A 13,859-nucleotide genomic window follows, 5' to 3' on the forward strand; every position below is an offset into this window, starting at 1 on the left:
GAATTTCAATTTTACAAAAAAAATCGACTATCTCTAGCCGATTAATTTTTTTATTTAATTTTAAACCAAAAGATTAACAAATATTAACATATCAGTAATTATTTTGTTCCTATAAAATAAAAATCAGATCCTTCATTTATTTTTGAATTAACTCCATACTCAAAATTATGAAGCTCTAAAATAGTCTTTACAATATAAAGACCAAGTCCTGTTCCAATTTCTGGTCTTGTATGATTATCTCTAACTCTATAAAATCTATCCCAAATTTCTTCAATATCTTCTTCTCTTATACCTATTCCTTTATCAATACAATGAAACTCTGTTATATTTTCATCTCCCGAAATTATAATTTTTATATTTTTATTATCTGGAGAATAATTTATAGCATTGTTTATTAAATTATAAATTACTTGCTTTATCTTAGATTTATCTCCTTTTATTTTTGTATTGCCCTTTGATTCAACTATAAATTTATAATCAGAACAGTTTTTATTTATTTTAAATCTGTCTAAAACTTCACCTAAAGAATCATTCAAATCAAATTCCTCTTTTTTTATTTCTTCAAGATTTGATTCAATTTTAGAAAGATCTAATAAATCATTTACTAAGTCTGTCAAATTATCTGCTTCACTTATAATAGTTTCTAAATGTCTATTCCTAAGTTCTTCATTTGGTCCAGAAATATCTCTAATCATTTCTCCATAGGATTTTATAACTGTTAGAGGTGTTTTTAAATCGTGACTTACATTTGCAACTAAATCCTTTCTCATCTCAATCGTCTTCGTAAGTTCATTTTTCGCATAATTAAGAGTGTTTGACAAATTATCAATTTCTGTATACTCGCCCTTTTTAAACTTAACTTTATAATCGCCTGCTGCAAGTTCTTTTGCAGTATTGGACATTCTCACAAGAGGTCTAGAAAGTCTTTTTGAAACAAAATAAGCTGTTATTGACGCAAAAATAAGGGACAAAAAAGAAATTATAATAAGCATCCTTCTAATAACATCTACAGTTGCATCTACTGGCTTTAATACAGAATTAATGTAAAGATAATAATCTTCTCCATCAGTGTTTCCCAAGTAACCTGCATAAATTATAGAGGGATCTTTTAAGTTTTCATATTTTACCGTATAAATTTTGTAAGTCCTGTTATCCCTTTTAAGAGATCCAAAAAATTTATCAAAATTTTCCCAAATCATTCTTGGTCTCTCAACAAATTCGTCAAATAATCTAAGAGGAAAAACCCAAGCTCCATTTTCATCCAAAACTTTAATCTCAAGGCCTTTAGTATTCGCATAATTAGAAAGTTTAGTTTCAAAATCAGAAGATTCATATTCATTCCTAAGCTCATTGCCGACTTTTGTTACTTCTCTTATTTTCATAGTTTCATAAAAGCTGGACAAAAAAACAGTTTGAAAAAGCCAAATAGAAATTAAAATTAGTCCAGCAAAAATTACAAAATATTCCCAAAGCTTAAATAAGATGCTATTTTTGTCGATTTTAATTTTTTTTATTTCTTTAATTTCTTGTGTCAAACTTATATCCTACTCCTCTAACGGTAACAATAAATTTTCTATACTCTTTAATAGAATTTCTAAGCATTTTTATGTGAGTATCAACAGTCCTATCTTCTCCATAAAAATCATATCCCCAAACTTGATTTAAAAGTTTATCTCTTGACAATGCGATATTTTTATTCTTTACCATATAAACTAAAAGATCATATTCCTTTGGAGTAAGTTCAACGATTTCATTATCTACAAAGACTACCCTTCCATCTAAATCAATTTTTAAACCTTCAAATTCCATTTTATTATTTTCTTCAATCTTATTATTTCTGTTTACAATAACATTTAATCTTGCCATAAGTTCTTTTGGAGAGAAAGGTTTTGTAACATAATCATCAATTCCTATTTCAAATCCAAATAACTTATCATACTCTTCTCCCCTTGCTGAGAGCATCAAAACAGGAATATCTTTTAATTTTCTTATTTCTTTGTAAGAAGAAAATCCATCAAGTTTTGGCATCATAATATCCATTACAATTACATCAAAATCTTCTTCTTTTACTCTATCTATTGCTTCAAGACCATCAGATGCTTCTACAACTTCATGACCTTCGAATTCTGCATAAGTTCTTATAACTTCTCTTATACTTTTTTCATCATCGACAACTAAAATTTTAAACATTTTATCACCTGCTTTATTATAATTAAAATTTGTGAATAATTTATGACAAATAAATTAATTGTAATTAGCTTTCACAAAACTTTTAAGTCTAATTTAAAAAATTTAATTCTTTTCTTAATTATATCAATACTAATATAAATTTGTAAAAATCTTTACGTTATATAAAAAAAAGATGCCCAATGGACACCTTAAATTTTAATTTTATTTAAGATAAAATAAATTATCTCTTATTCATTTTATTTACAAGCATTTCATTTGCAACTTTTGGATTGGCCTTTCCTCGTGACTTCTTCATAACTTGCCCTACCAAAAATCCAAGAGCTCTATCTTTTCCTTCTTTAAAATCAATTATAGATTGTTCATTTTCGGATAAAACCTCATCTACAATTTTCTCTATTGCAGATAAATCTGTCATTTGAACAAGACCTAGCCTTTCTATAATTTCATTGGCTCCATCACCTGTTTCAAACATTTCCCTTAAAACTTTTTTGCCGGCATTGTTGCTAATTTTTTCACTCTTAATTGCATTTAAAAGTTTGATAAATTCTTTATTTTCAAAAGGAAGTTCAAAAATTTCATCATCAGAAATTTCTATTCTTCTTAATATTTCTGTTTGAATCCAATTGGACAACAAGGTATAATCTGAAAAATCACTTGCTACATCTTCAAAGAATTTTGCAAGTTCTCTTGATGAAGTTAAAACTAAGGCATCTTCTCTTGTTATTTTGTAATCTCTTACAAATCTTTCTACCATAGCTTCTGGAAGTTCAGGCATACTCTCTACAATATTTTTAATTTCATCATCTGTTATATGAATTATTGGAAGGTCTCCTTCAGGTGCAAATCTATAATCATTTGCAGTGTATTTAACCCTCATTAAAACTGTTTCATTTTTTGCGTCATCCCATCTTCTCGTAGTCTTAATCTCTTCTTCGTGATTTTCAAGAAGTTTTATATGTCTTTCAACTTCAAAATCAATTGCTTTCTCAACACCTCTAAAAGAATTTAAATTTTTTACTTCTGTTATTTGTGTTTTTTCTCCAGTTTCTAAATCTTTTACATTTACATTAACATCACATCTAAGAGATCCCTCTTCCATTTTGCAGTCAGAAATACCCAAAAATCTTAAAGTTGATTTTAATTTTTCCAAAAACTCACGTGCTTCTTTTCCACTTGAAATATCTGGTTTAGTAACAATTTCAATTAGTGGAACTCCACATCTATTGTAGTCCATTAGCGTTTCATTTTCTTCTGTATGAAGACTTTTGGCTGTATCTTCTTCCATTTGAATTTGAAAAAGGCCAATTTTTTTCTTGCCATCTTCACTTTCAATTTCAAGATAACCATCTGTGCAAATTGGACTGTCATTTTGTGTTATTTGAAATCCCTTTGTCAAATCTGGATAAAAATAATTTTTTCTATCAAACTTTGATTTATTATTTATTTTGCAATTAAAAGCAGTTCCTGCCATAACTGTATAATTTATTACATTTCTATTTAAAACAGGCATTCCTCCAGGAAGAGCCAAGCACACTGGACACACATTTGTATTCGGTTCATCTCCAAAGGAGTTTTTGCATGAACAAAAGGCCTTTGTATTTGTTGAAAGTTCAACGTGAATTTCCAAACCTACAATTGTTTTATATTTCATTTATTTAAACTCCTTTCAAAAGCAAGTGCTGCTTGAAGTAAATCTTTATCTTTAAATCTCTTCGCAGTAAATTCAATTCCAACAGAAAGACCATCATCACCTACTGGCATTGGAAGTGAAATAGATGGAGAACCCACCATATTTGCAGGAATTGTAAATAAATCTGCTTGATACATTTCTACTGGACTCATATCATCATCAATTCTAAAAGGAAGAGATGGGAATGTTGGACAAATCATAAAATCATAATCCTTAAACATTCTATCCATATCTTTTTTAATAAGACCCCTGACCTTTAAAGCTTTATAATAAAAATCATCTGCATTATCCATTGACAATATATGTGTGCCAATCATTATTCTTCTTTTCACTTCATCTCCAAAGCCTTCACTTCTTGATGCACGGTACATCTCCTCAATTGTTTCAAACTTTTTATCAGTTCTGTGACCAAATCTTATTGAATCAAACCTTGCCATATTAGATGCAATTTCACCATTTACTAAAATATTATAAGTTTCAATTGTGTGATTAAGTGATTCAATATCATAGTCTTCTACAATTGCACCATTTTCTTTTAAAATTTCAATTGCCTTTTCAAGTTCTTCTCTAACTCTTTTTTCTAAATCCATTTCAAGATATATTTTTGGAATCGCAAATTTTCTACCTTCTAAATTTTTTATAGCGTCATCTGAAAAATCAAAAGAAAAATTCAATCCAGGATTGCCCACAGATGTTGCATCTCTTTCATCTTTTCCTTCAATGACATTAAACATCATGGTCAAATCTCTAACATCATTTGCAATCACACCTGGCGAATCAAAAGTATTTGCCATAGAAGAAATTCCATATCTAGATATTGAACCATAAGTCGGTTTCATTCCCACAGTTTTACAAAAACTTGAAGGCTGTCTAACTGATCCACCAGTATCTGTACCAATTGAAATAGCAGCCATATTTGCACTTACAGAAGCTGCAGATCCTCCTGAGGATCCTCCTGAAACTCTATTAAAATCCAAAGGGTTTTTTGTAACGCCAAAATAAGAAGTCCTAGTTGAAGCTCCCATTGCAAACTCATCCATATTGACTTTACCAAGGATAACTCCATCATTGTTTTTGATTTTTTCAACAAGAGCTGCATCATAAGGCGAAATATAATTTTCTAGCATTCTTGAGCCACAAGTCATCTTGACATCTTTTACAGAAACATTATCTTTTATTGAAATCGGAATACCTGCAAGTTCTGATAATTCTTCTCTATTTTGAAATTTTTCATCAACTTTTTTGGCATTTTCCATAGCAATATCTTCTGTGACAATTATATAAGAATTAATTTCTCCATCTTTTTCTTTTATATTTTCCAAAAATTCTCTTGTAACTTCTTCACAAGAAAAATCTCTATTTCTATATCCTTGGGCAATCTCCCAAGCTTTTAAATTAGTAAAAGTCATTGGTCCTCCTAGTCTACAAATTTTATAAGTTTAAAATAACCGTATTTTTTAGTAGCAGCATTTTCTAATGCCTCTTCTTGTGAAAAAGACTTTTTTTCTTTATCTTCACGAATATTATTTTCTGTGCCATTTACTTGGAAAACTTTATCAACATCTTCTGTGTCAATATCTTTTATTTTATTTACAAGCTCAACATTTTCTTCAAAAGTCGGTGCAAATTTTTCTAGCTCTTCATCAGAAAAATCAATTTGTGCAATATTTGCAATGTGCTTTATATCTTCTTTATTCATTTAAACCCCCTACTAATTTTTTAAGTTCTTCTAAATTTAAAATTTCTATTCCCAAAGACTGAGCCTTTTTATATTTTGAACCAGGATTTTCTCCAGCGACTACAAAATCTGTATTTTTACTTACAGATCCAGTCACCTTTGCTCCATAAGAAATTAACTTCTCTTCTAATTCTTTTCTTGGAATCTCAAGAGTGCCCGTAATTACAACTTTCTTATCTAAAAGTGGCTTTCGACTATTATCTTCATGAAATTTTGGACTTACTCCAAGTTCGAAAAGTTCATCGACAGAAGAATTTATTCTCTCATCATTAAAAAACTTTACAATCTCTCTAGCAGTTATTTCTCCAATATCTCCAATAGAAATTAATTCTTCCTCATTAGAATTTTTTAATTTATTAAAACTTTTAAAATGATTGGAAAGATCTCTTGCTGTTTTTATGCCAACATTTGGAATTCCAAGTGCATAAATAAAATTTTCAAGATTAGGATTTTTTGAGTTTCCAATTGCTTTTAAAAGGTTATGTGTTCTCTTTTCCTTGAACCCTTCTATTTTAATTATATCATCATATTTCAACTTGTAGATATCTGGAATTTCCTTTAAATCAACTGTCGACATTAATTTTTCAATAGTCTTCTCACTAAAACCATCTATATCCATTGCATCTCTTGATGCAAAATGAGTAAGTCTTGAAACAAGTTGTGGCACACATGAAAGTGTATTTGGACAAAATATATGAACTCCATCTTGATATAAATGTGACCCACAATAAGGACAGATTTTGGGCTTTTCTATATCGCAAGTCTTTTCTGTACTTGGAAGTGTACCCAAAATTTCTGGTATTACATCATTAGACCTTCTAATTAAAACCCTTGAACCAATCTTTACTTTCTTTCTCAAAATGTCGTCATAATTATTTAAAGTAGCTCTTTTTACAGTTACGCCACCAATATCTACTGGTTCAAGTATAGCAGAAGGCGTTACTTTTGCAGTTCTTCCAACGTTCCATATCACATCCAAAAGTTTTGTGGAAATTTCTTCTGCTTCAAATTTATAAGCCACTGCCCACCTTGGAAATTTATTTGTATATCCCAAAGCTTTTCTCGTTTCAATGTCATTTACTTTTATAGTTACACCATCGATTAAAATATCTAAATTATTTCTATTTTCTTCAATCTTTTTTATTTTATCAAGAATCTCAGAAAATTGTTTAACTTTAAAATTATATTTTGAAACTCTAAAATTATTTTTTCTCAAAAAATTTTTTATATCATCATCAGATTTAAAAATTTCTTCTTCAATGTATCCAACATTATAGAAAAAAGCTGTCAGATTTCTTTTTTTGGTAACTTTTGGATCTAAATTTCTAAGAGCGCCAGCTGCTGCATTTCTTGCATTTTTTAATTTTTCATCATTTATTTCATTATACTTTTGAAGTTCAGAAAGCGGCATAAGACCTTCTCCCTGCACTTCAATTTTTCCAGGATAATTGATGCGAAGTGGCACAGAATAAATTGTCTTAACTTGTTCTAATATCTCTTCTCCAATTATTCCATTTCCTCTAGTTGAAGCCATAATAAGATTTTTATTTTCATAAGTCAAATTAATCGTGAGTCCATCAAACTTTAATTCAACAATAAATTCTGGCTCTGGCAATTTATTTATATTTGAATTATTATAATTTTCTACAAATCTTTCTATTCTTTCATACCACGTTTTAAGTTCATCTTCGCTCTGAGCCTTATCCATGGAATAAAGTCTATTGAGATGTGTGTGCTTTTCAAATTTATCTAAAATAGCACCTCCAACTCTTGTTGTAGGAGAGTAGGATAAAATTGTACCTGTTTCGTTTTCAAGATTCACAAGTCTGTCATAAAGTTTGTCATATTCTCCATCAGACAAAAGTGGATCGTCCAAAGTATAATAATGATAATTTAATCTATCTATTTCAGTAATCAAATCATCCATTTCTTTTATTTTAGAATCCATTTTTTCACCAACTAATCAACTAATTTTATAGGAGCAACAGAAAGCATAAGTCTTTTTAAGCCTTTCTTTTCAAAGGAAATTACCACTTCATAATCTCCATTTTTCTCTTTCTTTTGAACTACCATGCCCTTTCCAAATATTTTATGTTTAACAGTATCTCCAACATTTATATTCTTATCTACACTATTCTTTTTAGATACATTTTCTTTTTTATCAATCCCAACAAATTTTGCAGGTCTTTTATAATAATTATTTTTTTCATTGTAATCTCTTACTTCAAGTAGTTCTCTATTTTTGTCTTCTATTATTTCAATTGTGTCGCCCATTTCATCAATGAATCTACTTCTTCTAGCAGGAGTTAATTTTCCATACATAGATCTAGTTCTTGAAGATGAAATAAATAAATTATCACAAGCACGAGTTACTCCAACATAGCAAAGTCTTCTTTCTTCTTCAACCTCTTCTTCACTTTCAAGAGATCTACTAGTAGGAAAAAGTCCTTCTTCAAGACCAACTAAAAACACAGTTCCAAATTCAAGACCCTTAGCTGCGTGCATTGTCATAAGATTAACTCCACTGTCTTCTGAAGTTTTATCTACATCAGATAAAAGTGAAAGTGTATTTAAATACTCAGAAAGTTCCACCCCTTCTCTGTCATATTCCATAATATTTGAATGAAGCTCTTCTATGTTTTCTAGTCTAGTCTTCGATTCAATTGTATTTTGATTTTTTAAATCAAGAGCATATCCACTTTCGTATAAAACGTCTTCAAAAAGTTTTCCAATAGAAAATTCTTTAGATCTATCTTTTAAAATTTTTAAAATGCTTCCAAATTCTTTGATATTTTTTCTTGCTCTTAAATTTAAATCATCAAATTTATCAATATTTGTTACAACATCATAGAGCGATAGATTATTTTTATCAGCATAATCTAACATATCTGCTAAGGAAGTATCTCCTATTCCTCTCTTTGGTCTATTTATTATTCTTGCAAGACTAACATTGTCATCAGGATTATTAATTACACGAAGGTAAGCTAAAACATCTTTAACTTCCATTCTGTCATAGAATTTAAGTCCCCCAACAATTTTATATGGAATTCTTTCTCTTATAAGTGCCTCTTCAAAACCCCTCGACTGGGTATTTGTCCTATAAAGTATTGCCATATTCTTAAATTCTTCGCCCTTATAATTTAGGCCAATAATTTTATTAATGACTCCATACTCTTCTTCATTGGAGTGAGGAAATTCTTTGTATAGAACATTTTTCCCTTCGTCCCTTGCAGTCCAAAGATTCTTATCAATTCTAGAATCATTATTTTCAATAACTTTATTCGCAACATCTAAGATTTTTTGAGTTGAACGGTAATTTTGTTCAAGTTTAACAATTTTTGCACCAGGAAAATCCTTGTGAAAATTTAAAATATTATTTATATCAGCACCACGCCATTTATATATAGACTGATCATTGTCACCAACAACAGTTAGATTTGGATTTTCTCCTGCAATTAATTTTACAAACTCATATTGAATTTTATTAGTGTCTTGATACTCATCGACAAAAATATACTGAAACTTATCTCTATAAAAATTTCTAGTGTAATCCTCACTTTTTAAAATATTTACAGTTTTTATTAAAAGATCATCAAAATCAAGTGCATTATTACTTCTAAGTTTTTTTTCGTAGATATCATAAATTTTCCCAAGATTCTCTTTATAAAAATTATCCTTATTTAAATCTAAATACTCAATTGGTGTTAATCCATCGCTTTTAATATTTGAAATATCATTTATAATAGCTCTTGGTTTATAAATATCTCTATCTAAATTTAATTCAGCAATAGCTTCTTTAACAACAGTTATTTGATCATCTCTATCATAGATTGTAAAATTGGAACTGTATCCAATACTTTCAATATTTTTTCTAAGTATTCTAACACATATAGAGTGAAAAGTTCCTATCCACATTGAGGAGATGTCCCTATCTATTAAATTTGCAACTCTATCCTTCATTTCCTTTGCAGCTTTATTAGTAAAAGTAATAGCCAAAATTTTCCATGAAGGAACTTTTAATTCTTCAATTAAATATGCAATTTTTGAAGTTACAACTTTTGTCTTTCCACTTCCAGCCCCTGCCAAAATAAGTAGAGGTCCTTCTGTTGCAAGAAGTGCCTCTCTTTGTTTATCGTTTAATGTATTTATATCCATGACTTCTCCTTACTGCTAAATATTATATGTTTTTTTCTCAATCATTTCAACTTTTTAAAATATCAGAAACTATGTATGAAGCTAAAACCATGCCACAGACAGGTGGAACAAAAGAAATTGAACCCGGTGTTCTATCGTGAGTCTTTATAGGAATTTCCTTTGAACAAACTACTTTTAATTTTTTTATGCCCATCTCTTTTAATTTTTTCCTCATAACTCTGGCAACAGGATCATTCTTTGTCTTATAGATATCAATTATTTCAAATTTAGTGGGATCAAGTCTATTACCTGCTCCCATTGCAGAAATTAATTTTATATTTTTTTCATCTGCCTCTTTTATAATTAAAAGTTTTGAAGTTATCGTGTCAATTGCATCTACAACATAATCATAATTTTCAAAATCAATCTCTTGTATATTTTCTTCTGTAACAAAAAAATCATATTTTTTAATTTCAACATCTGAATTTATTTCTAAAATTCTTTCCTTTGCAGCATCAACTTTTCTCATCCCAATTGTTTTTGTTGTAGCAAAAATTTGTCTATTTACATTTGTAATTTCATATTCATCGCCATCAACTAATCCAACTTTTCCAATTCCTGCTCTTACCAAAGATTCTACACAAGAACCACCAACTCCTCCAAGTCCAAAAATTAAAACAGACTTAGAATTAATATTCTTTATTTCATCTATTGAAATCATTTTCTCAGTTCTACTTAAAAATTCCACTTTTCCTCCATTTTAAAAGGCTGTCGTATAACAGCCCTAATTATTATTTCAATTTTATGTCTAAAAGACTATTTTCGCCGAGAGTTCCGCTACCCTCAACAACATCATTTAATTTGTGACTTCTAAAAGTATTAATAGTTACAACATTTCCTTCCTTAAATTTATCAGAATCTGTCTGTGTTATTTTTACTTTTATAAAATTAACATTTCCTTCATTTAGAACATCAATAACTTCTCCTTTAAAATTTACACTCTTAATTTCTGCCTCTTCTAAGCTTGTTTCTTCGATATCAAGATTATTTTCTCCATTAGTATTTGAACCATTGTCTACAACATTTTCATTAAAAATAGAATTATTTTCAACTATATTTTCTTCATCAATTTTTTTATTTGCATTTTGATTTTTATCTAAAGGCATATTATTTTTTAGTTTATCTTTATTTACATCAGCATATTTAAGTCCATTAGAAGTTATAACTGCAATTTCACTTCTTTTTATTGCAAAATTTCCATTGAACTTGCCTTCAGAACCTGTGCTTGTAAAAATATTATTATTTACAAGATTTGGCAAATATTCCAAAGTAAGCGGATTTATCTTATCCTTATCTTTATATTTTAAATTTGACGCATCACTATTTTTTTCTATACCAAGGGCTCTTGCAAAATAAACAGCAATAGTATTTCTATTTGGATAAACTTTGTTTTCCAAAAATCCCCTTTCATGAGCAGCTCTAAGTGTATTTTCAGTAATTGTCCCATGGTAAAGATTGTAGCAAACAGAATCCTTTGCCCAATCCATGACACCATTTGAATTTACAATTTCCATATAAGCACTTCTTGCCGAACTTAATTCTTCTTCGCTTGGATTTATAACAGTCCTTAAAATCTGCATAATTTCCAAAAAACTCACAGGATTATTTGGTTTAAAACTTCCATCTTCATATCCATTTAAAATGTTTTTGTTTGAAAGTTCGTCAACATATTTATATGCCCAAGCACTATTTCCATCTTTTTTAACATCTCTAAAAGATTTCGCAAAAATACTTACAGGTGCAAAAAACATCGCTAAAATTAAATTTATCGCTATAATTTTTTTCTTCATGTAATCACTCCAGAATAAATTATAACATAATTTTAGGCAAAAAAATAGAAACCACAGAGGGCTTCTACTTTTATTATTTCATTAAGAAAAACTATTTATATCTCTACTATAATAGTTATCTCTTCCATTATAACCTTTATTATCTTTTATAACTTCATCATATGTCCTAAATCTTCCACTTTCATTTATGCGATAAAGATCTCTTAATTCACTTTCTGCTCTTCCTTCTTCTTTTATATTGAATAAAGCTGACACATTATTATTAGTATCTAAATAACCATCACAAGTTAATACTTTATATCTATCAAAGGTATAAGCATTACTCATAATAAAAGTTTCTCCAATTTTAAGCTTTTTATTATCTGATTGAATAACTTTTAGTGTAATTTCATTAGAATAAATATTTCTAAATCCACTACTATTTCTAACGTCAATAACTTGTAACATAGCCTTAAATTGAGAGTTCTTATCCACAAGTCTTATAGTTTCAACTTCTCCATAATTATTAAATTCAAGAATTGCATATTTACCTTCTAAATCTCTTGAACTTTGGCTGGACAATTGTAGACTTTTTTCTCTATCATAAAACTTAGTATCATAAGCAAGTCTGTAATATTTTATATTTCTATCAGACAATCTAATTCCAATCTCATCATCATTCTTCTTAAAATATTGAATTTCACCCATTACTTGAGTGTCATTTTCATAAGAAGATGCAAGACCCATTGCAACTTTATAATTTACATATAAATTTACTTCATCGTTAAGAGTTATTTTATCTAAATCCCTTGAATCTTTTGTGATATAAAATTCATAGTCTTTATTGTCTTTAAGTCTTAACTTTATAGATGCTTTATTACTATTTGAAGTGTCAAGATAAACAACTTTACCACTTATATTAGCTTCTTTAGGAAAAACTGTAATTTCTGTAATTTTGTTGTCATTATCAGTTTTAAATTCAACTAAGTCATCAACCTTAATATCGTCAAGTTTTAAATCTTTGCCATAAGCTTTTATCTTTGCGTTATCGGCAAGTTTAAATGTCTTTGTATCAGATGTTGAAATTTTTGAAGTAGTTCTAAAGTCAATTGTATCTGAGTTATCTCTGTATCTTAGAGTAATTTCGCTATCTTTCTTAGAATTCACATATCCAACCATATCAAGCATTGCATTTGTAACATTAATAGTTTTTGCAGTTCCTTCTCTATCACTATTGTTACTCTTTACATATTCAATTTCTACTTCTTGACCAGCTTTTATATCATCAAGTTTAATATCCTTATCTTTTAATTTATATTTTGTATTGTTGTCAATATCAAAAGAATATTTTTGTTTGTCAGATTCAATTATAACTACATTTACATTATTTAGTTTAGATGAAAGAATTACAGTACCTTTTTTCTTTTCAACTTTAGACTCAACCTTATTGTTGGAAGCATAATCGAAAGAAGATTTCGTAATTATCGCAGTTTCTGCACGAGTTATAGGTCTATCCCCTTCAAAAGATCCATCTGAACCAGTTGATGTGAAAATTTTTGCATCAACTAGAGATGCCAAATAACCTTTTAAATTTTCTCCCATTTTATTTACATCTTTGTGTTTTAATAAACTTTTATCTCCATTTGCGTCAAGGTTTAATGCTCTTGCAAAAAAGATAGCAATATCTCCTCTACTAGGGTAGGATCTATTTTCTATTTTCATAAATCCCATTTCAGAAGCTTTTTTTAAAGCTGATTCATTTAAATAACCTCTATGAAGTGCCAAGCAAATTGCATCTTCTGCCCAAGAATTAACTCCATTATCTTTTGCAACTTTTTGATACTTTTCACGAGCTGTCTTAAGTTCATCAGAACTTGGATTTAATATTTGTTTTAAAAGTTGCATAAGTTCTTCAAAAGATACATTGTCCCCTGGTTTAAAATTCCCATCTGGGTGACCACTAATTACATTTTTGTCACTTAAAACATCAATGGCATTATATGCCCATGAATATTTATTATCCTTTTTTACATCCTTAAATTCTTTTGCAAAAGTTGCACTTGGCATTAACATTATAGACGCTAAACCAACTGATACTACTCTTCTCAAATCTTTAGATTTCATTATAAAACCTCCAATTTTATTAACACTACCTATTACTTTAATTATAACACAAATTAAATATTTTATATTTTATAAATATTACAATTCTATTAAATAAACAAATAGATTTTTTTATACTGTAATACTTGCATAATTATCTAATATATTTGGTATA

At 28.7% G+C, this 13,859-nt stretch carries 10 protein-coding genes; all 10 read right to left on the reverse strand.

From position 1 onward, the window contains the following. Positions 1-98: 98 nt before the first annotated feature. Positions 99-1,535, reverse strand: coding sequence for a sensor histidine kinase (locus BQ5450_RS03050; protein WP_010245552.1), 1,437 nt, complete (start codon positions 1,533-1,535; stop codon positions 99-101). Next, a complete protein-coding gene (locus BQ5450_RS03055) occupies positions 1,519-2,190 on the reverse strand; it encodes a response regulator transcription factor (RefSeq protein ID WP_071125947.1) in 672 nt (223 codons plus the stop codon). Before BQ5450_RS03055 ends, BQ5450_RS03050 begins: the two co-directional genes overlap by 17 nt. Before the next feature lie 220 nt (positions 2,191-2,410). Next, positions 2,411-3,841: an Asp-tRNA(Asn)/Glu-tRNA(Gln) amidotransferase subunit GatB gene (gatB, locus tag BQ5450_RS03060; protein WP_010245559.1), complete on the reverse strand. Its 1,431-nt coding sequence runs from the start codon at positions 3,839-3,841 to the stop codon at positions 2,411-2,413. Then, positions 3,838-5,289, reverse strand: a complete 1,452-nt coding sequence (gene gatA / locus BQ5450_RS03065; protein ID WP_010245562.1) for an Asp-tRNA(Asn)/Glu-tRNA(Gln) amidotransferase subunit GatA — start codon at positions 5,287-5,289, stop codon at positions 3,838-3,840. Before gatA ends, gatB begins: the two co-directional genes overlap by 4 nt. Before the next feature lie 8 nt (positions 5,290-5,297). Beyond that, positions 5,298-5,579, reverse strand: a complete 282-nt coding sequence (gene gatC, locus BQ5450_RS03070) for an Asp-tRNA(Asn)/Glu-tRNA(Gln) amidotransferase subunit GatC (RefSeq protein WP_010245565.1) — start codon at positions 5,577-5,579, stop codon at positions 5,298-5,300. Then, positions 5,572-7,566: an NAD-dependent DNA ligase LigA gene (gene ligA, locus BQ5450_RS03075; RefSeq protein ID WP_071125948.1), complete on the reverse strand. Its 1,995-nt coding sequence runs from the start codon at positions 7,564-7,566 to the stop codon at positions 5,572-5,574. Before ligA ends, gatC begins: the two co-directional genes overlap by 8 nt. 11 nt (positions 7,567-7,577) lie before the next feature. After that, positions 7,578-9,773, reverse strand: a complete 2,196-nt coding sequence (locus BQ5450_RS03080; protein ID WP_071125949.1) for an ATP-dependent helicase — start codon at positions 9,771-9,773, stop codon at positions 7,578-7,580. Positions 9,774-9,819: 46 nt separating this feature from the next. Then, on the reverse strand, positions 9,820-10,500 hold the full coding sequence (locus tag BQ5450_RS03085) for a tRNA threonylcarbamoyladenosine dehydratase (RefSeq protein WP_071125950.1): 681 nt from the start codon (positions 10,498-10,500) through the stop codon (positions 9,820-9,822). A 43-nt stretch (positions 10,501-10,543) separates the two neighbouring features. Then, complete coding sequence (locus BQ5450_RS03090) at positions 10,544-11,602, reverse strand: S-layer homology domain-containing protein (RefSeq protein ID WP_071125951.1); 1,059 nt, start codon at positions 11,600-11,602, stop codon at positions 10,544-10,546. Positions 11,603-11,683: 81 nt separating this feature from the next. Then, positions 11,684-13,705: an S-layer homology domain-containing protein gene (locus BQ5450_RS03095; protein WP_071125952.1), complete on the reverse strand. Its 2,022-nt coding sequence runs from the start codon at positions 13,703-13,705 to the stop codon at positions 11,684-11,686. Positions 13,706-13,859: the final 154 nt, after the last annotated feature.

Source organism: Peptoniphilus lacydonensis (assembly GCF_900106515.1).
Classification (GTDB): Bacteria; Bacillota; Clostridia; order Tissierellales; family Peptoniphilaceae; genus Peptoniphilus_A; species Peptoniphilus_A lacydonensis.

Bases quoted from the DNA above. Each gene is read 5' to 3' on its own strand.
- BQ5450_RS03055 (WP_071125947.1), bottom strand. From the start codon at position 2,190: ATGTTTAAAATTTTAGTTGTCGATGATGAAAAAAGTATAAGAGAAGTT.
- BQ5450_RS03080 (WP_071125949.1), bottom strand. From the start codon at position 9,773: ATGGATATAAATACATTAAACGATAAACAAAGAGAGGCACTTCTTGCA.
- gatC (WP_010245565.1), bottom strand. From the start codon at position 5,579: ATGAATAAAGAAGATATAAAGCACATTGCAAATATTGCACAAATTGAT.
- gatB (WP_010245559.1), bottom strand. From the start codon at position 3,841: ATGAAATATAAAACAATTGTAGGTTTGGAAATTCACGTTGAACTTTCA.
- BQ5450_RS03095 (WP_071125952.1), bottom strand. From the start codon at position 13,705: ATGAAATCTAAAGATTTGAGAAGAGTAGTATCAGTTGGTTTAGCGTCT.
- gatA (WP_010245562.1), bottom strand. From the start codon at position 5,289: ATGACTTTTACTAATTTAAAAGCTTGGGAGATTGCCCAAGGATATAGA.
- ligA (WP_071125948.1), bottom strand. From the start codon at position 7,566: ATGGATTCTAAAATAAAAGAAATGGATGATTTGATTACTGAAATAGAT.
- BQ5450_RS03090 (WP_071125951.1), bottom strand. From the start codon at position 11,602: ATGAAGAAAAAAATTATAGCGATAAATTTAATTTTAGCGATGTTTTTT.